Source organism: Caballeronia sp. SEWSISQ10-4 2, assembly GCF_030464885.1.
Lineage (GTDB): Bacteria > Pseudomonadota > Gammaproteobacteria > Burkholderiales > Burkholderiaceae > Caballeronia.
The window spans coordinates 41,576-61,499 of sequence record NZ_JALPRJ010000020.1 but is presented as its reverse complement, the minus strand read 5'-3'; the positions used below and the strand labels follow the sequence as shown (position 1 = coordinate 61,499).

13 protein-coding genes and 5 pseudogenes are annotated in these 19,924 nt (G+C 58.5%); 10 read left to right on the top strand and 8 right to left on the bottom strand.

Translation table 11 applies throughout. The features are described from left to right. Window positions 1-74: 74 nt before the first annotated feature. The 3 genes from M0D69_RS15720 to M0D69_RS15710 all read left to right on the top strand — a co-directional run bounded on the left by M0D69_RS15720 (window position 75) and on the right by M0D69_RS15710 (window position 2,555). The gene (locus M0D69_RS15720) at window positions 75-1,373 is read left to right on the top strand and encodes an FAD-binding oxidoreductase (protein WP_301782931.1); all 1,299 of its coding nucleotides are present in this window, start codon (window positions 75-77) and stop codon (window positions 1,371-1,373) included. A gap of 31 nt (window positions 1,374-1,404) precedes the next feature. Further along, window positions 1,405-1,764 (top strand): cupin domain-containing protein, encoded by a 360-nt coding sequence (locus tag M0D69_RS15715; RefSeq protein WP_031365200.1) that lies wholly within the window; start codon window positions 1,405-1,407, stop codon window positions 1,762-1,764. Window positions 1,765-1,862: 98 nt separating this feature from the next. Next, complete coding sequence (locus M0D69_RS15710) at window positions 1,863-2,555, top strand: PAS domain-containing protein (protein WP_301782879.1); 693 nt, start codon at window positions 1,863-1,865, stop codon at window positions 2,553-2,555. A gap of 14 nt (window positions 2,556-2,569) precedes the next feature. On the opposite strand, the gene M0D69_RS15705 is transcribed toward M0D69_RS15710, so the two are convergent. The 5 genes and pseudogenes from M0D69_RS15705 to M0D69_RS15685 all read right to left on the bottom strand — a co-directional run. After that, window positions 2,570-3,511 (bottom strand): helix-turn-helix domain-containing protein, encoded by a 942-nt coding sequence (locus M0D69_RS15705; protein ID WP_301782878.1) that lies wholly within the window; start codon window positions 3,509-3,511, stop codon window positions 2,570-2,572. 329 nt (window positions 3,512-3,840) lie between these two features. Next, a pseudogene (locus M0D69_RS15700) lies at window positions 3,841-4,800 on the bottom strand (aminotransferase class III-fold pyridoxal phosphate-dependent enzyme). 81 nt (window positions 4,801-4,881) lie between these two features. Next, the gene (locus M0D69_RS15695; RefSeq protein ID WP_301782877.1) at window positions 4,882-6,381 is read right to left on the bottom strand and encodes an aldehyde dehydrogenase; all 1,500 of its coding nucleotides are present in this window, start codon (window positions 6,379-6,381) and stop codon (window positions 4,882-4,884) included. 168 nt (window positions 6,382-6,549) lie between these two features. Then, complete coding sequence (locus tag M0D69_RS15690; protein WP_301782876.1) at window positions 6,550-6,975, bottom strand: hypothetical protein; 426 nt, start codon at window positions 6,973-6,975, stop codon at window positions 6,550-6,552. Between the two features lie 35 nt (window positions 6,976-7,010). Beyond that, a pseudogene (locus tag M0D69_RS15685) lies at window positions 7,011-7,169 on the bottom strand (helix-turn-helix transcriptional regulator); the annotation flags it as partial. An 833-nt stretch (window positions 7,170-8,002) separates the two neighbouring features. Between M0D69_RS15685 and M0D69_RS15680 the strand changes: the two are divergent. Beyond that, a pseudogene (locus M0D69_RS15680) lies at window positions 8,003-8,730 on the top strand (IS6 family transposase). A gap of 58 nt (window positions 8,731-8,788) precedes the next feature. Here M0D69_RS15680 and M0D69_RS15675 read toward each other — a convergent pair. Together M0D69_RS15675 and M0D69_RS15670 are read right to left on the bottom strand one after the other, a co-directional pair. Then, entirely contained in the window at window positions 8,789-9,223 is a 435-nt protein-coding gene (locus M0D69_RS15675; protein ID WP_301782875.1) for a PaaI family thioesterase, read from the bottom strand. Window positions 9,224-9,225: 2 nt separating this feature from the next. Then, a complete protein-coding gene (locus M0D69_RS15670) occupies window positions 9,226-10,035 on the bottom strand; it encodes an IclR family transcriptional regulator (RefSeq protein WP_301782874.1) in 810 nt (269 codons plus the stop codon). 110 nt (window positions 10,036-10,145) lie between these two features. On the opposite strand from M0D69_RS15670, the gene M0D69_RS15665 reads away from it, so the two are divergent. The 6 genes and pseudogenes from M0D69_RS15665 (at window position 10,146) to M0D69_RS15640 (ending at window position 18,803) form a co-directional block, all read left to right on the top strand. Then, the gene (locus M0D69_RS15665; RefSeq protein WP_301782873.1) at window positions 10,146-11,705 is read left to right on the top strand and encodes an acyl-CoA synthetase; all 1,560 of its coding nucleotides are present in this window, start codon (window positions 10,146-10,148) and stop codon (window positions 11,703-11,705) included. Window positions 11,706-11,723: 18 nt separating this feature from the next. Continuing rightward, complete coding sequence (locus M0D69_RS15660; RefSeq protein WP_301782872.1) at window positions 11,724-12,860, top strand: MaoC family dehydratase N-terminal domain-containing protein; 1,137 nt, start codon at window positions 11,724-11,726, stop codon at window positions 12,858-12,860. 58 nt (window positions 12,861-12,918) lie between these two features. Then, window positions 12,919-14,157 (top strand): CaiB/BaiF CoA-transferase family protein, encoded by a 1,239-nt coding sequence (locus M0D69_RS15655; protein ID WP_301782871.1) that lies wholly within the window; start codon window positions 12,919-12,921, stop codon window positions 14,155-14,157. Window positions 14,158-14,233: 76 nt separating this feature from the next. Beyond that, window positions 14,234-15,880, top strand: a pseudogene (locus tag M0D69_RS15650) (MFS transporter); the annotation flags it as partial. A gap of 262 nt (window positions 15,881-16,142) precedes the next feature. Then, window positions 16,143-17,372: a porin gene (locus M0D69_RS15645; RefSeq protein ID WP_301782870.1), complete on the top strand. Its 1,230-nt coding sequence runs from the start codon at window positions 16,143-16,145 to the stop codon at window positions 17,370-17,372. A gap of 426 nt (window positions 17,373-17,798) precedes the next feature. Then, window positions 17,799-18,803 (top strand): ABC transporter substrate-binding protein, encoded by a 1,005-nt coding sequence (locus M0D69_RS15640; RefSeq protein ID WP_301782869.1) that lies wholly within the window; start codon window positions 17,799-17,801, stop codon window positions 18,801-18,803. A 97-nt stretch (window positions 18,804-18,900) separates the two neighbouring features. On the opposite strand, the pseudogene M0D69_RS15635 reads toward M0D69_RS15640, so the two are convergent. Beyond that, window positions 18,901-19,820, bottom strand: a pseudogene (locus M0D69_RS15635) (IS5 family transposase). Window positions 19,821-19,924 lie beyond the last annotated feature (104 nt).

The window sequence follows — 19,924 nt, the reverse complement described above, 5'->3', positions numbered from 1 at the left end:
TCGTTCACACGACGCAACGTCGCATGAACGGAGCACCGTCCGGACCTCATCTGAGCTAGAGAAATACCGTGGAAATGAACAATCTGGATTCGTTGACTTACTATGCTGCAACCAAAAAGTACGACCTGAGGTTCCCCAGCCTGAACGAAGACATCGACGCCGACGTGGTCGTGATAGGCGGAGGCTTCTCCGGGATCAATACGGCGCTCGAACTGGCCGAGCGCGGCATCACGAATATCGTCGTGCTCGAAGGCCGCTACCTCGGCTATGGCGGCACCGGGCGCAACGGCGGCCAGATCATGGCCGGGATCGGTCACGATCTGGACGCGATCAAAAAGCATGTCGGCGAGGAAGGCCTGCAGCAGATCTTCAAGGTCAGCAACGAGGGCGCAGGCATCATTCGCTCGCGTATTGAAAAGTACAATATCGACGCGGACTTCCGCTTCGGCTATGCGTACCTCGGCTTCAACCAGCGTCAGGAAAAGACACTGCGCGCCTGGGAACAAAGCTTCAAGGCCGTTGATCCGACAGTCAACGTGCAGTTGCTGACTGGAGCGGATGTCAGGAGGGTCGTGGGCTCCGATGTGTATGGAAGCGCCCTTCTGCACATGGGAGCGGGTCACGTGCATTCGCTGAATCTTCTGCTGGGTGAAGCGAAAGCACTCACGAGCCATGGCGCACGGATTTTCGAAAACAGCGCGGTCATCGACGTCGAATACGGTGAGCGGGTGACCGTCCGCACCGCGATGGGATCCGTGCGAGCCTCGAAAATGCTATGGGCGTGCAACGCCTTTCTTAACGGCATGGAACCCGCGATCCACCGCAAGACCGTCAACACCTATGCATTTCAGTTGTGCACGGAACCGCTGTCCGACGAACTCATTGAGCGCATTAGTCCGATTCGGGGCGCGTATAGCGACATCCGGCCTGTGATTGACTACTACCGCGTCACCAATGAAAACCGTCTGCTCTTCGGTAGCGCGACGGCACTGATCGACTACATCCCCAAGGACTTGAAGGCGTGGAATCGCAGCTTGATGCTCAAGGTGTTCCCGTACCTCAAGGATGTGAAGATCGATCTGGCGTGGGGTGGTCCGCTGTGCTGCGGTGCGAACCTGTTCCCGCAGATCGGAACGCTTGCGGCCCACCCCAACGTGTTTTACGTGCAGGCTTATGCGGGATTCGGCGTGACCCCGAGCCATATCGTGTGCCGGGTGCTCGCGGAGGGAATGAGCGAGGGTTCATCCCGCTACGATCTAATGAGCTCGATTCCGCACCTGAATATCTTTGCCAAGGACAACCTGCGTGCCGTCGTGACCACTGGCGGGAAAGCATGGAACCAGCTTAGCGGTTTCTGGAAAGGACGCCGCTAAATTTTTCACTGTCGTACACATGGAGAACTACATGCTTAGTATCAAATTGGGCACACAACCGCCGGCTCTGGATCCGTGGGGCACAGTCGCCGACCTGGGGTCAACCATTATCGAGGGTGACGTCAAGGCGTTCGGTCACATTCACTTTGGCACGCCGACCGCACCCGTTAGTGCGGGATTTTTCGCATGCACCAAGGGCAAGTTCGAGATGGTCTACCCGTTTAGCGAGCATGCCACCGTCATCGAGGGCGAATGTACGCTGCGCGATGAGAACACCGGCGAGTCGGTTCACTACAAGGCAGGCGATAGCTGGTTTATCGAGAAAGGTACACCGATCTCGTGGCACATCCTGACGGACCGGTTTACCAAACACTATCTGGCAGTGGTCTGACGGCTGGAGGAGTTAGCACCGGCATCGGGATCCGGGGGCATCGCGTAGCCCTGTGTGATGGTCCCGGCAATGTGCCAGTACCACGAAAAAGGGGAAATATGGATTCCTATGGGAACGAACAAAGCGCCGGCACACCAGTACAAGACGACGAGTTGTCGATTGTCCGGAGCATCACTGGAAGAATGAAGGGCTTCCTATATCGTCAGTTAAACGATGCAAACTTCACGGTGGTTTATGCGACACCCTCGATCGAAACTTTGACGGGCTACCCCTCATCTCACTTCGTGGGCAACGCAGTACGTACGCTTCCCTCGTTGACCGAGCCTGAGGACGAAGGATACGTTCTTGATACGGTTCAATCAGCCCTTCAGAAACGGGAGATGTGGACAGTCGATTATCGAATAAGAACCGCCATGCGACGAACGGTATGGGTTCGGGAGATGGGTGGAGGCATGTTTGCCGACAACGGCAAACTGCTTTATCTGGAGGGTCTCGTTGTAGAGGTTCAAGGAGAACGCGCTGCACAAATCGCATCGGAGAAGCGGCTGAAGGCAATGACGGCATCCACCAACACCATTATTGGCGATGTTGCCGACATCCTGAGAACCATCCGTGCTCTATCGATTCTTTCATTTAACGCTCGGGTCGAGGCCGCGAGAGCAGGCGACAGCGGCCGCGGATTTGCCGTTGTTGCCGCCGAAATAAAAAGGCTTGCAGACGACACGGACAAGCTGACGAAGCAAATCTCGACGAACGTCAAGATTGTGCAGCGCGTGATGGCGCAGGAGTGATGAATCCCTCCTGCCTACCGCAAGCGCAGCGTCTGTGAAGGCAATTCTCCAAACAGGTCGCGATATTCCCGTGCAAAATAGCCAAGGTGCGTAAACCCCCAGCGGGCCGCGGCATCGCCAACCAGCAAATCGTTCGCACTCGTCGAACGTAGCAAGCGATGAACGGCGTTAAGCCGGATAGAACGTAGGTACTCGACAGGCGTAACGTTGGCGATCCGCTGGAAGCTGGTCTGCAAGGTGCGGCGGCTACAGCGCAGCGCGCGGCAGAGGTCGAGCACTGTGATCGGCTGCTCGGTATTCTCCTGCACGATGCGTTCACAACGACGCACGATGTCACTGTACGTGGCATGCGTCAGGTCGCGGCGCGGCTCGCCGGTCGCGCTCTCGAGCAGACTAAATAGCACACTGATCAATTCATCCCTGAAACCCTTCGCTGCGCTCGGATGGGCGAACGCGCCGGCATTGCGCTCGGCTGCGTCGAGAAACGGTGCAAGCCGTTCGCGCAACATCACTCCCTGCTCATCCCCGAGGCGCAGCACGTTCTGCTTCATCTGCCGCGCACATGACTCGCCGACCACCACGCTGACGAGTTCGTCCATCGCGTCGGTCGGCACGCTGATGCCGGTAAAGTGCGTCGACTCCGGCGTGTGAAACCGGAACTCCTCGCCGGCACCCAATAACAGCAGTGCGTAGCCGTCTAACCGTTGTCCCTGGAAGGTGCCGACGAGCGGCGCGTACAGCGGTACCGCAATCGACGACTGCCCTGTAGGCGCGATTCCCTGTTGCGCGACCCGACGATTGGTCGACTCACGAAAAAAGTGGAAGTCGCTCGACGAGGCCTGGACCAGCGTGCTCTGAAAACGTCCCGGTGTGATCTGGCGATACACCTGCTCCCAACCGCTCACGGCCGACGAATGATCATGCACGTCGGCGAGCATGCTGATCCGAAATTCCATCGTACCCTCCTGCTCACGTTCGATATGCTGCACGATTTCGTATGTGGTGACTCAGCATCCCATTCGCAGGACCAAACCCGCGTTGCGTAGCGAAGTCCTGGATGAGTGCGGTCGTGTTGGTTTATCAAACTAGGATGACAAATTAAATCTGGAAAGACAAATCCACCGCCATCGGCTCAACGCAGCATCGTTATGCCGATTTGTGAGCATGTGTCGCAGCCAGTCTTTCAAAATTTATACAATAATGACGGCGCGCGATAAATTTGAAAGCCATCTCACGCACCGATCTGCCGGCAGACTGAAGACCAGATGCCTCCAGCCTGCCATCGTCATTCACCGGGCATAACCTCATCGCAGCCAGCGGCGAGTGCCGCGCCAATCGCATCGAGACGCTGTGTGTCGAACACCAGCGGCGGCGAGAGGATGATCGTGGTGCGGACCGGACGCGACAGCACGCCGAGTGCTCGAACCATTTCCGCCACTGCGTTGGCATAGGTGAATGCCAGGCGGATCGGCTCGCGCGTCATCTTGTTCTTGACCAGATCGAGCGCGACCATCAGCTCCTCGAGTTCGTGACGAGCTCATCGGCAATCAAAGGTACTCCATACTTATTCCACACTTGGCAAATCAGCGGCCAATAGTTCTCAGGAAGAACAATCACGCCGCCTGCACCCTGAGCTGGCGGCGTGATACATGCCACGACGGTATCCGGGCCCTGGAACACAATTTCGCGCTCCAGCATCTCCGTACAGATCTGGCCGGGTTCCTCAGGGTCCTGAGTGAACGGATCGCGGAACAACCCCGGTGTCTCGACGTAGAAGCACCCCGCCAAGTTAGGCTCGTAGTTGCGCCGGAACGCCGTATTTCGGTTCACCGACGCCTCGCCGAAATCCGTACCGTGATAACCCTGGTTTAGCGAAATGAACTTGGTGTGATCCGCCTGACTTCAAGTTTCCAGTACTGGCGGGCAAGTGTGAGTGCCGACTCCACGGCGTCCGTGCCCGTCGAGCTATGGTTTGTGCGGCGTATGCCATCGGGTTCGAGCGGGTCGATCGACACCCTCGACAGTTCCTCGGCGCGGATGCGAAATCCCGCCGAACAGCCGGAAGCATTCGAGCTCGTCAAGGTGGCGAACGATCGCCTCAATGACCTCGTGCGGTTATGACCGACGTTGACGTTCCACAGGCCGTCGACGAGCCGCTTGTGGTGCTCGTCGAGAACATAACATCCATCGCCGCGCACACATTGCGGATCGGTTGGCGGTGCTGCATCTCGCCCGGGTGCGGCATCGAGTGCCAGAAAGCTGAATCGTGCGTCCCCGTCGGCTTGGCTCCAGTTTGCTTGCCGGTTCGTGAAAGCTCGTGCGCGGCTCAGTGCGCGATGCAGACGGACTTGGTTTCAGTGAAACCTTCGATAGCGTACTTGCCGAACTCACGGCCGATGCCCGACTGCTTGTAGCCGCCGAAAGGCATGCCCGGATCGAGCGGCACGTGCGAGTTGACCCAGACGGTGCCTGCGTCGATCTGTTGCACGAGGTTCATCACCGCGCGCAGGTCGTTGCTCCACACACTCGCGGCAAGCCCGTATGGAGAGTCATTGGCAAGGCGAAGCACGTCGTCGGTATCGTCGAACGGCACGACCGCAAGCACGGGGCCGAATACCTCATCGCGCATGATCGCGGCGTCGTGCGGCACGTCGGCGATCACGGTGGGCCTAACGTAGAAACCCGGCAAATCAACAGGCGTGCCACCGGCGAGAAAACGCAAGCCATCGGCCTGCGCACGCGCAATATGCTGCTGAACCCGGTCGCGGTGCTGCGCCGACACGAGCGGATTGACCTGTGCGGTCGGGTCTAGACCAGGACCGATTGTCATGGCGTTCACAGCGTCGGCAAGGCCGTTGGCGACCTGCTGGTATTTGCTGCGGTGCACATAGATCCGCGATACCGCGGCACACACTTGCCCCTGGTTGAGAAAGCCGCCGACAAGCACACCCTGGATCGCCTGTTCGACGTCGACGTCAGCCAGCATCACGGCGGGGTTTTTGCCGCCGAGCTCAAGCGAAAAGCGCGTCATGTTCTGTACTGCGGCGGTCCCGACAAGTTTGCCAGTGGGCGTCGAGCCGGTGAACGAGATCTTGCTGAGGCCGGGATGCGCCGCGAGCGCCGCGCCGCACTCGCGGCCGCCCGTCACGACGTTGAACACACCCGGTGGCACCCCTGCTTCGAGTGCCAGTTCGGCGAGCCGCAGCGCGGTAAGCGGCGTCTCCGGCGAGGGTTTGATGACGATCGTGCACCCCGCCGCGAGCGCAGGCACCAGCTTCCATACGGCAATCATCAAAGGGAAATTCCACGGCACGATGCCCGCCACCACGCCGACCGGCTCCTTGCGTGTGAACGCCGTGTACCGGACGCCGGGCGGAAAAGGAATCGACACATCGAGCGTCTCGCCGGTAATCTTGGTCGCCCAGCCGGCCATATACCGCACGTATTCGATCGTCGCACCCACTTCGACCGCGCGCGACACGTTGATCGACTTACCCTGGTTCAGGGTTTCGAGCTGTGCCAGATCCTCCGCGTTGGCTTCCAGGAGGTCGGCGAAATGCAACAGAATGCGTTCGCGGTCAGCCGGACGCAAGCCGCTCCATATGCACGCATCGAATGCGGCCCGCGCATTCCTGACGGCGTTGTCGACGTCGGTCGCATCCGCGTCCGGCACGCTGGCAAGCCGCTCGCCCGTCGCCGGATTGAAGACATCGAGCCGCCGTGTTGAATGCGCGCGTTGCGTTCCACCGTTGATGAACAGTCCGAAGTCGCGCCGAACGAAAGCCTGGACCGCGTCGCTGACGACGATTGCTTTTTCGCTACTCATATCTTCGATCTCTCGTAGGTTACAGGGGAGTTCAGGTGCCCCCGGATAGTGCTGACAATCGGGATGGCACGACTGTGCCATCCCGGTTTGCGCGTCGTTAGCGCAAATCGGCAGGCAGGCGACGGCTAAGGGAAAACATGTAGAAGATGATTCCGGCGGTCGCGTCAGTCAGGACTCGACCGGGCCATCAGGCAAGAGGCAGCGTTCGAACGCCCCGCGATGCCTGAACGGGCGTTCAGGGATCAACACCGCTTCGGCGGCGTTGATCTGCAACAGCAGCGCAAAGCGTGTACCGTCAGCATGGCCGACGATCGCGCAGTTCGCCTTATCAAAGCCACGGTTAAAGCGCGGGTCGCCGGTGAGAATGTCGATCTCATCATGCAGACCGATACAGCGCGCGCCGTCGACGATGTTCCAGCAATCAGGCAGTCGCAGCAGGATGTCCGAGACATCCTCCTCGCGCGAGATCACCGCCGCGAGTGCTCCCGGGCGACGCCGGAACCAGCTGTCCGCGCCAGCCGGATCGACTCGCAATGCGGCGACCGCATAGAGCAGCATCACATCACCGGCGGGTCCTACGCTGGCGAAATTCATAGGCGAGGGGTCCATCATCATGAGGGTGGTGTTCGTCACAGGAACAGGGCGCCGATCAGTTCGGTCCGGCTCGACACACCAAGCTGGCGAAACATATGCGGCAGATGGGTCGTGACAGTCGGCTGCGCGAGGGCAGTATCGCGGGCAATCTGCTTGTTCGACATCCCATCGCGGACACGCTTCGCGATCTGCTCTTCGCGATACGTCCGGGCGGCCGGACACCGGTGTCGGTGCGCGTCGAATGTTCGCCGCGAGCGGCACCAGAGCCGCGTCGAGAACCGGCTGCACCGCCTGTGAACGGTTCAGTTCATCGGCACGGAGCCCTCCGTCGAGCACCATGGGCACCGGCGAAACTGCTGCAACCGTGCGGGCGCTGTCTCGCAGCAACACCTCCGTCACATCTACCACCCGATGCGGCTGGAGAAATCGTCTCCGATAAACTGAACTGCCTCGCGCTGACTCCGGCCATGCGCTGGCGAGCGTCAACACGCTGCGGGTCTGACGGCCACAATGCGAAGGATGTAGAGGATCGAGCGTGCAATAGTGCTGCCGGCAAATGCGATGCATCGTCTCGGCAAGGCCGAACAACTCAAAGTCCGAGCGCTCGTTGCCCGCGCCGAGCGAATAGAAAACCGTGGCCGACGGTCGACCCGGACCCGCTAGCGCCACAGCTGCAGCGTCGATCGTAGCCACGAATTCCCTCGAAGTGACGGGAACATCTCGGTTCTCATTCAACATGCACGGTCTCCCGGGTCGAAGGCTCGGGACTATTGTAGGAAGACACCGTTGCAACGCGTTAGCTCGAATTGGCAAAGCTGAATGGCGGATTGTCGCCATTGCGATCGGCTGGACCGGTGCTGCGTAAGCGTCATGCAGAGGCCGCGCCGCCCGTTCAGAACTCAAATTCCGATAGTCGTTCGTTGACGGCAGCGAGGTCAAACGCATCGGGATCGAAGCTGCCGCCACACCATTCGAGCAGTTGCTCAGGCGCTGTCACGTTGCTCGGGCCGTCGCTTAAGATGATGTGCTGAAGAAATCGAAATCGCTCTGTCACGGTCGTCGCTTTCCGGCCGCCGTTGTCAGCTGCGCCGTGCGCTGGTATTCGCGTCCAATTGAGCCTTCGCGACGTTAAAGAGTTGCTGTTCGAGCGCGGCGTTGTCGTGAGCTATGAAACGATCCGGCGCTGGCGCGACAAAGTTGGCGCGGGCGCGCCGAGCGAAAGTGACGCGTCCTAAGCCTGGCACCACATGGCAGCCCGACGAGGTGTTCGTAACGCTGCGCGGCGAGCCATACCTGCTATGGCGAGCAGTCGATCAGCATGGCACCGAGCTTGATATTCTGCTGCAGAAGCGTCGCGACAAAGCTGCAGCCAAGCGGTTTTTCAAGCGCGTGCTGGCCTCGTGTCCCGAAGTGCCCCGCAAGATCGTGACCGACCAACTCCGTAGCTATCCGGCGGCAAAGGCCGAGATCCCCGAACTGGCGACCGTCAAGCACGTCTTCGTAAAAGCTAGTGCACGGCTAAACAATCGGGCCGAAAATAGCCATCAGTCCACGCGCGAACGCGAGCGTCGGATGCGTAGCTTCCGAGTTCCGGAACGCACGCAGGCTTTCCTGTCGAGCTTCGGTCCAATTCGGCAGCACTTCGCGCTCAAGCGACATCTATTACGCGCATCGCTTTACCGCAAGCAACTCGGCAACCGCTTTGCCTCTTGGCATCGTTTGACTGAGCTCATCCAAGATCCGTCTGCGTTCTGAGCAACAGTGCATCCTATAGGCTTTTGCGGCTTCAACTATTCAACGTATCAAAGCCGATTCAATGTCCAGTCGCTGCCTGAAGGATTTTGAGCACTGCGCTGCCCGTTGCCACGATGGTCATCGACACCATCAGCTCGCCGCGCACGAAAGCGATCTCCCGCGTTTTTTTTACCACCTCTGCTCGTGCTTCCACAAAAGATCCTGCTTTGACGGCCGAGAGAAATTGCGTATCAAGCTGAATGGTGACGCACGGTAGGCGTCCAGCTGCCTGCCACGCAGCAGTGCTAAGCACCTGATCAAGGAGCGTTACCAGCATGCCTCCGTGAACAAGTCCTGCAGGATTCAAATGATCTTCCCCCGCGATAACTCCAAATGCAAGAATGTCTTGTTCAGTCCGACTCCAAAGCGGACCGATCAACCCGGTGAAGCCCTTTGGAGCGTGCCTGCGCCATCCCTGCTGCATCAGCCTCTCGGCTGTTACGGACACGTCCATGATCAACGTACCGATATGACGGTCGACGCCAGTTCGATCGACGCTTTACTGAGATCGTTCGCAAGCGCGCTCACCTGGGTTGCGCTCAGCTGACTCATCAGTCCAACCGCGGCAAGACCAAACACCATCCGTTGCTTCGAGTCCAGCACCGGCGCCCCGACGACGGTTACGCCAGCGATGTAATTTCCCCCGTCGATGCCATAACCGTGCGTTCGGGTAATTTCGACTTCTTTCATCCAGGCATCGAACGTCGGCGGGTTCTGCCATCGAAGCGACTCGAAACCGCTTTTCAGTTCGGCAGGCGTGTAGTCGCCGAATGCGGCTACGCACCGTCCCGTCGCGCTGATCAGGGCCGGAAAGCGGCTTCCCAGCTCCACATGCAGACTGACCGGTAATTCGGACACGGATAGCGCCTTCACGACCATGTGTTTAAGACCGCTCGGCTCGACGCCCATTGCGGTGACGCCATATCGCGACGCCAGATCGTCCAGGTAGGGCTGCACGAGATCGCTGAAACCACCGCTCTTCAGTGCGCTTCGTGCGAGCGACAGCATGCCGGCACCCACTGAGTAACGCTTAGTAGATGGGTCGATCTTGACGAGCTCCTCGTCGACCAATACCCGCAGGATGTGCAAACACGTACTCGGGACCAGTTGCAGTTCGTCGGCGATCGCCTTGACACCGAGCGGCGCCGCGCTGTTGCCAAGTAGCCGCAGGATCGCAATTGATCGCGTGACTGCCGGCACAGGGCGCACACGTGGGCCTACTGTCTTCTTCTCATCGTTCTGTGCTGTCTTCCTGATGACTACCATCTTGCCTCCTTTTGTATATATACAAAAATATATGCTATTTGACAAAAATACAAGTGACGCCTAAAGTGAGTTCAACAAGATGATTCAGAAAAAAGCGGAGACACATCAAGATGACCAAACTGACGGCATACACGTCTTATGCCGATGCCCAGAAGCACTTTAGCGCACAGAAACTGTGGGAGCTCGTCGATGGAGAACCCCCGCTTCTGAACATCGCTCACGAGTGCATCGACAGACACGTAGACGGGGATCGAACCGCTGTCATCATCGCTCATGCTGATGGGCACGACGAGATTCTGAGCTTTCGTGAAATATCGGAAACCTCTTCGCGGGTGGCCCACTACCTGCATGCACAGGGGATACGGGCGGGGGACCGCATCGGCATCATGCTCGAACCCTCTCTTGCTTTCTACGCATCCTTATTCGGCGTCCTGAAGCTGGGCGCGATTGCGGTGCCGCTGTTTACGCTATTCGGTCCCGATGGGCTTCTACTTCGCATTAAGGACTGCGAACCGAAAATCCTCATCACGAACGAGACGAAAGCATCTGTGGCTGCAACGGTCGGCGAAGTCAGGACGGTTATCGCCAACGTGGACTGGCTGAATGAATTAACAGTTTATTCACCGCATTTTTCGACAGCAACTCATAGTGACGACCTGTCGATATTTCAGTACACCTCAGGCACGACACGCGAATTGCCCGACGCCGTCCGTCACACCCATAGGGCATTGGTCATGGTGCTGCGCGCGGCGCTGTATGGGACCGGTGTGCGGCCAGGCGAGCGTTTCTTCTGCCCCTCGTCGCCGGCTTGGGGGCACGGACTATGGCACGGGACACTCGCGCCTCTCGCACTTGGAGCCACTATCGGTGCCTATGCCGGGAAATTCTCTGCGGAGCGCTTGCTGAGAGCGCTGCATGAACATCGCTTCGTCAACATGTCCGCTGCAGCGACCCACTACCGGATGATCAAGAACTCCGGTGCCGCGGATCGATATACCTATGCAATCGAAAAGCTATCATTCACGGGCGAGCCGATCGATAGCGACACGACCGAGTTCGTGCAGGAGGCCTTTGGCCGCCCGGTATGCAGCATGTACGGCACGACTGAGATTGGCGTGATCCTGGTCAGCTATCCGGGCGCATCTGATTTTCCGGTGAAGGCCGGCTCGCTCGGCAAGGCGGTTCCCGGCGTGCTCGTTGAAGTCCACGATGTGGAAGCGCGCCCGTGCGATCCCGACGTGACAGGCGAGTTGGCGGTATGGCGCGGCAGCAAGTGGGTGCCGACAAAGGACCTTGGCCGGATCGACGAGGACGGTTATTTTTATCACCGCGGCCGCGCCGACGACGTGATCATTTCCGCAGGCTGGACCATCAGCGCGGTGGAGATTGAGGACGCAGTTCTTAAGCATCCTGATGTGCGCGAGACCGCGGCCATCGGCGTGGCCGATGCGCTAAGAGGTCAGGTTGTCAAAGCGTTCGTGGTAGCAGAACGCCCCGGCGATGAAGCTTTTACGAAAGAAATTCAGGACTCCGTACGAGATCGCTTAAGCCAGCATGAATATCCGCGGGTAATCGCGTATGTGAGCGAACTCCCAAAGAATCCCGCGGGTAAGGTCAATCGAAAAGCATTGCGTGACCGCGAGCGGGCCGCTTCGGAAATTCCCAATTAATACCACCAGGAGAAACGCATGGCCGAAGATCAGGTAATGTTCCCCAAGATCACCGAAAGTGGTCTCGAAGAGTTGAGCAGGCGAATCGGTGTGGAGGTGGGAGCAACGGCCGAGCCGTGGTGCTACGAAGCTACGCGTGACAACATCCGTCACTACGCACACGGCATTGGTGACGACAATCCGCTTTGGTGCGACCCGGACTATGCTGCACGAACCCGTCACGACGGAATCATTGCGCTACCCAGTTTCCTGTTCACGACGAGCCGGATCGTTTCCGGATACGTCGGCGGCTTACCAGGTGTTCACGCAATGTGGTCAGGTGCTGACTGGAACTGGCATAAGCCCGTGAAACGCAATGACGTGATCAGGACTGAAGCGAAGCTGAAAGACCTGGTCGAGCATGACACCCGCTTCGCCGGTCGTGCGATCCAGCAGACCTATCACGTCGACTTTTATAACCAGCACGGGGACCTTGTCGCCGATGCGGATAGCTGGTGTTTCCGCACGGAACGCGATCATGCGCGAGAGCTCGGCACAAAATACAGCGACGTCAAATCAAGGCCGCCACGCGTCTACACAGAAGAAGAGCTTGCAGCATCCTACGAACTTTATCGGAACGAGAAGGTTCGTGGTGCGGAGACACGCTATTGGGAAGATGTCGCCGAAGGCGAGGCGCTTCCCGTGATGTTCAAAGGACCCATGACGGTAACCGGCTTTATCGCCTACGCCCAGGGCTGGGGCGGCCTGTACATCCGTGCCAACAAACTTGCGTGGCAACTGATCGATGCGCATCCGGGTGTCGGCATCAAGAACCGGTTCGGTATTCCGGATTGCCCCGAGCGCGTGCATTGGGAAGAGGATTTTGCGCTACGCGTCGGCGCGCCAGGCGCCTATGATTACGGTCCGGAACGCTGTTCGTGGTTGACGCACCACCTGACAAACTGGATGGGCGACGACGGATTCTTGCGCCGCGCCACGTGCAAGATTCGACGCCACAATCCTGCCGGTGACATGTTGTTCATCAAGGGCCGGGTCAAGCGCAAGTTCGTCGAGGACGACCGCCATCTGGTCGAGATCGAGCAAGAAGCACGTAATCAGGACGACGAGCTCTCCGTGCTTGGAAGCGGCGTCATCGAGTTGCCTAGCCGCGGCTAGGCCGTCGAATTCCAGGGCCGAGTATAACGGCCCATTCGATCACAATCAGGAGACGCCAATGGCCGAAGCACCAGGGGATCCGCTTAACGACGGGAAAACAGCGCGCGGCGCCTTGCACGGTTTAAAGGTTCTCGATCTGTCGAGAGTACTCGCAGGCCCTTTCGCTGCCCAGATTCTTGCCGATCATGGTGCAGACGTCACCAAGATCGAACCGCCGCAGGGAGACGAGACACGCGAGTTGGGCCCGCCCTTCGTGAGGGAGAGCGCAGCCTATTTCGAAGGCTTGAACCGAAACAAACGCGCGATCTCACTCGATCTTTCGCATCCGGCGGGCCGCGATGTGTTGTTGAAACTGCTCGCCGACGCTGACGTACTGGTGGAAAACTTTCTCCCCGGGACGATGAAGAAATGGGGGCTGGACTATGCCGACGTCATGCAGAAGCAGTTTCCGCGGCTTATCTATTGCCGCATTTCTGGCTTCGGCGACAACGGGCCACTTTCGTCGATGCCCGGCTACGATGCCGTGCTCCAGGCGTTCTGCGGATTGATGAGTATCAACGGTCATCGCGAATCGGGGCCCACCAGAATTGGAATCCCGATTGTGGATACCGCGGTAGGCTTGTCGTCGGTGATCGGAATACTGCTGGCAGTGGCGGAAAGAGCATGCTCAGGCATGGGACAACTGGTCGACACGTCCCTATTCGAGACTGCGCTGAGCCTGCTGCATCCGCATCCGGCGAACTGGTTCGCGTCTGGCAACGCACCAGTCCTCACCGGCAACGCGCACCCCAACATATCTCCTTACGACACGTTTGCCGCAGCACACGGCGATGTCTTTATTGGCGTCGTCAACGACGGCCAGTTCCAGCGATTTTGCAATGTGATCGAACGCGCGGATCTTGTCAGCGATCCGCGCTTTAACACCAACCGTGCCCGCGTCGAGAACCGGGTCGCGTTGCGCTCGGAGATCGAACCTGCGTTACGTGACATCGACGCGATCGATCTGTGCCGCAGGCTGACGAATGCAGGCGTATCTGCATCGCAAATCAACTCGGTTGCAGACGTGCTGCAACATCCCCACACGTTGGCCCGCGAGATGGTTGTCGAGCTCGCCGGCTACAAGGGCGTCGGCATACCGGTCAAGCTTTCGCGTACCCCTGGTTCGGTGCGTAAAGCCCCTCCGGATTTTGCTGCCGATACTGAATCGGTGCTGCGCGAAGCCGGCTATGACCGCGACGCCACCGATGCGCTCATCGCGTCAGGCGTTGCACCGAAACAAAGACGCAAAAAGACATGACGTACCACGTCGCGCCTGCGCGCATGTACCGTTGAATAACAAGGCTGCCCGACGCGGCAGACGGAAGGAGACAGGAATGGCTAACAACGATGGCCGGGGCGCGCGCATGTCGCGCGACGACAGGCGTGTTCTTATTGCGTCGTCTCTCGGCGCGGTCTTCGAGGCCTACGATTTTTATCTGGCCGGCTCTCTCGCGGTGATCATCAGCAAGCAGTTCTTCTCGGGTGTCAATCCCGGCGCGGCGTTTGTATTCACGCTTCTCAGTTTCGCCGCAGGCTTCGCCGTGCGGCCGTTCGGGTCAATCGTATTCGGCCGCATCGGCGACAAGATCGGACGCAAATACACGTTTCTGTTCACCATTTCAGTGATGGGGATCTCCACGTTTCTCATTGGCCTGCTGCCGGGCTTCAATCAAATCGGCATTGCTGCCCCAGTCATCTTCATTGCTCTTAGACTGCTGCAGGGCCTGTCGCTAGGTGGGGAATACAGCGGCGCGGCGACCTATGTCGCCGAACACGCTCCCGCTGCCAAGCGCGGAGCATGGACCGCGTGGATACAAACGCCCGCGACCCTCAGCCTGTTGCTCTCACTGGTGGTTATTCTTGGCGTGCGGTACATCGTAGGTGACGACGCCTTTTCCGCCTGGGGTTGGCGCGTGCCATTCCTCTTATCCGCCGTCCTGCTTGCAGCCTCCGTATGGATCCGGTTGAAGCTCCACGAATCGCCCGTGTTCAGCCGCATGCAGGAACAAAACAAAGGCTCCAGGGCACCGCTGAAAGAGGCGTTCGGTCAATGGCGCAATTTGCGGCTTTCCTTGATTGCATTGTTCGGACTTGTCGCCGGGCAAGCGGTCGTCCTTTATACAGGGCAATTCTATGCGCTCTTCTTTCTAACCCAGACCCTTAAAGTCGACATCATGACGGCGAACATGCTGATTGGTATCGCATTGATCGCATGTACACCGTTCTTCATCATATTCGGCGCACTTTCAGATCGAGTCGGCCGCAAGCCCCTGATCATGGTCGGCTTGCTGATTGCGGCGTTCGCCTATTTCCCTCTGTTCAAGGGACTCACGCACTACGTCAATCCCGCATTGGAGCATGCGCTCGACCAATCTCCGATTGAAGTCGTCGCCAACCCGGCCGATTGCTCCTTCCAGTTCAATCCGACCGGTACGGCCCGTTTTACGAGCTCCTGCGACATCGCTAAACAGGCGCTTGCGAAAGCCGGTCTGAGCTACCGAAATGTTGCGACCAGTGATTCGTCGACTGCGTTAATTCGTGTTGGAGCCGATAGCGTCCCAGCCTATGTGGCAACTGGCCCACGGGCAAAAGAAGAGGAAGGACGCTTTACGGCCGCGTTGACCGACGCACTGTCCAAAGCCGGGTACCCGCGCCGCGCCGATCCAGCACAAATCAACTGGGTCATGACGCTGCTCATCCTGATCTGTCTCGGTTTGCTCATCACCGCGACGTACGGCCCCGTCGCGGCCGTCCTCGCGGAAATGTTTCCAACCCGCATCCGCTACACGGCTGTCTCGCTGCCGTACAACATCGGCAACGGATGGTTTGGCGGCTTTCTGCCCGCCACCGCGTTTGCGATTGTCGCTGCTAGCGGCGACATCTATGCGGGCCTGTGGTATCCGGTCAGTATCATCGCGCTCACGTTTATCGTTGGCATTTTCCTGCTGCCAGAAACGAGGGGCACCGATCTCGAAGCGGAGCCGGCATTCCCGTCTCTCGAACCCGACAATGAGCGATATGGGTCTGTCCACTCCCCGCCCAAGCCGGAAGGAGCCGACCCGGGATAAATACCACTCTCATCGGGAGTAGCTAATTTCATAATAATTAGTATTACTTATATAAAATCAGACATAGTTTCTCTGCGCAATTGGCTCTACAGGCTTAAGGCTCTGCCGTCAGACTGTACGCGATGGCGGCCCGCCTGCTGCCACGTCTGCAAGAAACAAAAACAGGAGTGAATAAATGAAGACGAGCGCTCTATTTATCGCAATTGTGCCTGGCCTCCTTGCATCCACAGGTGCCGTCGCGCAATCTTCGGTCACCATTTACGGGATCATTGATCAGGGCATCAACTACATCAGCGACGCGCAATCGATAAATGCATCGGGTCACCGCGTGGGACGGGCGCAGTACACCACGAGCAGTACCGTGATGGCGGGCAACCAGTTGGGGCTGCGCGGAACCGAGGATCTCGGTCAAGGATACAAGGCGATCTTCACACTGGAAACCGGCTTCGACATCGGCACGGGCAAGCTGCAGGAAGGCGGTACGTTTTTCGGGCGGCAGTCGTTCGTGGGCCTCAGTGCACCGTTTGGAACCTTGACGCTTGGCCGGCAGTATGATTCCGTCGTCGATTTTCTTCGCCCATTGAGCGCTGCGGCCGCGGGAGGCGGTGGAACTTTTACAGCGCACGGCAACGATATCGACAACTTCGCGGACACCTACCGCACCAACAATGCGGTGAAATTCACGAGCGCGTCATTCCATGGTCTCGTTGTAAGCGGCATGTACAGCTTCGGTGGAGTGGCAGGCTCGGTATCGCGAAACAGCATCTATTCGTTCGGCGCGTCATTCGCGAACGGACCAGCCAAGGTCGCAGCCGCGTACCTCAAGGTTCGCGATCCAAATCAGTCATTCTTCGGCGACAACCAGCTCAGCTCACCAACGGCGAATAACCTTGGTGCCACCGCCGGGGTTCAGGGTAATCCTGTATATGGTGGTTTTGCGTCGGCGAGCACCTATCAGGTGATTGCGGCAGGCGGTCAGTATGGAACCAGTACGTTTTCTGTAGGCGTGAACTACTCAAATATCAAATTTGGCTCCCTTGGCGATCCAGCGTCCGGGACGCTTTCATTGACCAACCCGTTTGGATACAGTGGCAATGCGGTGTTCAATAGCTACGCCGCATACGTCCGCTATCTCGTGACGCCGGCGGTTGTGTTAACGGGCGCATATGACTTTCTGACGGGCGGCGCAATCGATGGCAAAGCGCCTGCACACTACAACCAATTCAACGCGGCTCTCCACTATCTGCTTTCGAAACGGACGGACATCTATTGCCTTGGTACGTACGTGATGGCGGGCGGCACCGACTCCACACGACAGTCTGCGGTTGCGTCCATCCTTACGGTGACGCCATCGGACAGCGCGCGACAATTTATTTTGCGGTTTGGCATCATGCATTTCTTTTGAACTGCAGAGCGCAACGCTTGGTGGCGCGTAAATTCGCGCTTGCTTTCTGCTCTATTGGCGGCGACGATATTTGAGTCATTCCCCGGCAACAGATCGCGCAGCTTCCCTCCGAAGGCACTGAAGAACTGCAGGCATTATGTTCGGCGATTGGGCGGCCGCAGTGCTGTTTGCGTGCCTGAGACCTCGTCTGCAAACGTCATCACCGCCTCACTCTTCACAATGGAGATGACGCAAGGGCCGTTTACTTTTGACTGCAAGCGATGCAACGGGCAGCTCGTTCCTTCAACGTATGCAATTCATACCTAAACCGATATAGATCTTCCAATTCGATATTGGCCTTGCGCGAGCGACGCCTCTTATAATGGCCCGCCTATCGCCGAGGACAGCAGATCTCGCGCCGACGGCCTTTTCCGGAGGAAACCTTCAATGTCCACACTGTCGGCATCCCGCCGCCGTTTGCTTAGGCTCGGCGTAGCGCTGGCGGCAACCCCGCTTGCGCCTTGCCTTGCGTTCGCGTCCCCCGCACCGGCGAATGCTGAGGTGCTTGCTGGCGTCACATTACGCGTCGCCACCTATAAGGGCGGCTGGACGCCGCTGCTCACCGCGTCCGGGCTTGCAGACACACCATACCGAATAGAGTGGCACGAGTTGAACAATGGCCTGCTACATATCGAGGCAATCAACGCAGATGCGCTCGATATCGGTTCTGGCAGTGAGATTCCCGCGGTATTCGCCGCACGCCAGAAAGCAAACGTGAAGTTCATTGCGCGTACCCGCGAAGATCTGAACAATCAGGTGACGCTTGCTCGCAAGGACACTCCTATCCGGCGCATCGCCGAACTGAAAGGACAACGCGTCGGGTATGTGCGCGGGACCACGTCGCACTACTTCCTATACCGGCAGTTGACGGAAGCGGGCTTGTCGTTCGATGACATCCGCGCGATCAACCTCGCACCGGCGGACGGGCTATCCGCGTTCGCCGGCGGGGACATCGACGCATGGGCGATATACGGCTATAACGGCCAACTTGCACGCAACCGCTATGGTGCACGCGAGTTGGCAACAGGAGAGGGGTATCTGTCGGGCAATTTCCCAATCTACGCGAATCCGCGCGCGCTGGACGATGCGCGGCGCCGTGCCGCGATCAGTGACCTGCTCGTGCGGCTGCGGCGTGCGTATGCGTGGGCAAATCCGCACTTCATTGACTATGCACGTGTACAAAGCGCCGAAACGCGCGTACCGGTCGACGATCTGGTTGCCATGTTCAATCGACGCAGCGATGATTTTGAGCTACTGAACGTAAGGCCCGATGTGATTGCCAGACATCAGGAAGTTGCAGACGTGTTCGCGCATATCGGTGTGCTGGACGGCCCCGCGAACGTCGCCCCGTTCTGGGATGCGTCGTTTGCATCGATCATCCAGTCCGCGTGAAGCGAACAAGCCACCCCAGCATCACCCCTACGCCGCGGCTACCGGCGTTGTTGAATAAAGAAAAATTTGAGCAAAGCGCGCCGGTGTTCGCTATTTTTTAGACTTTCACGGACACCGGCATACCGAGACTGGTCATTCGGTTCAGTGCCGACACACTGATCCATGCCTCGGTGTTCTGCTGCGGCAGCGCGCGCGCCTTCATGGTGTTGCCGAAAATGCGCTTGTAGCGCTGCATCGCAAGCTCGGCATAGTTGCGCAGGTTGTAGCCGGTGATGCGCTGCCAGGCGAGGCGGCCTTGTTGTGCAATGACCTGAATATGGCGGTCTCGCTGCGTGTCGCCAGCGGCTGAGAGCAAGGCCGTTTTGTGCGGTGGAATGACCACCTGAACGTTGGGCTGATGATTCAGAACAGCTTGCGAAACCGGCTCACCATCGTATGCACCGTCGCCCATGAAGGTCTTAAAAGGGGTGACGATTTGGGCGAGCAGATCCGGTACCGCGCTCGGATCACCGACTTCTGGGGGGTCAGTTCGTAGGCAACAATTTGATGATGTTCGTCGACCGCAAGATGGAGCTTGCGCCAGGTCCGGCGAGCCGCAACGTCGTGTTTCTCCTGATGCCATTCGTCTTTGCCGTAGACCTTCAGTCCGGTGGCGTCAACGATCACGAGGCTACCGGGACCCATCGCCCGGCTCAGGACGTGCCGGGGTAGTGAAATGCTGATGGTGCTCTTCATGAGGCAGCTAAGCGAGTTCATGAAACCTTCAGTCTGACGTAGCGGCAGATGAAAGACCTGGCGGATGAACAAAGCGGTTTCTATCGCGAGATCAGAATATTCCTGCGGCCTGCCACGAGCGCCAGTCTTGGCCAAATGCCATGCGGCGAGCGCCACCTCGGTAAGCCAGATCGTGATATCGCCACGCTGGCGCAAGGCTTTGTTATATTCTGGCCCGTTGGTCACCTTGTAACGCGCTTTTTCGATCTTGTGTCGGCGGCTCTGGTTGCGTTTGTACGGCATCGGCTCTTCTGCAGGTCAAGTCAATTGCCGATCGTGCCAGATCGGCCGCCTTCGGGCTGAAAAATCGATTTATTCAACCACGCCGTCTGAAAGGCGGTTCTTTC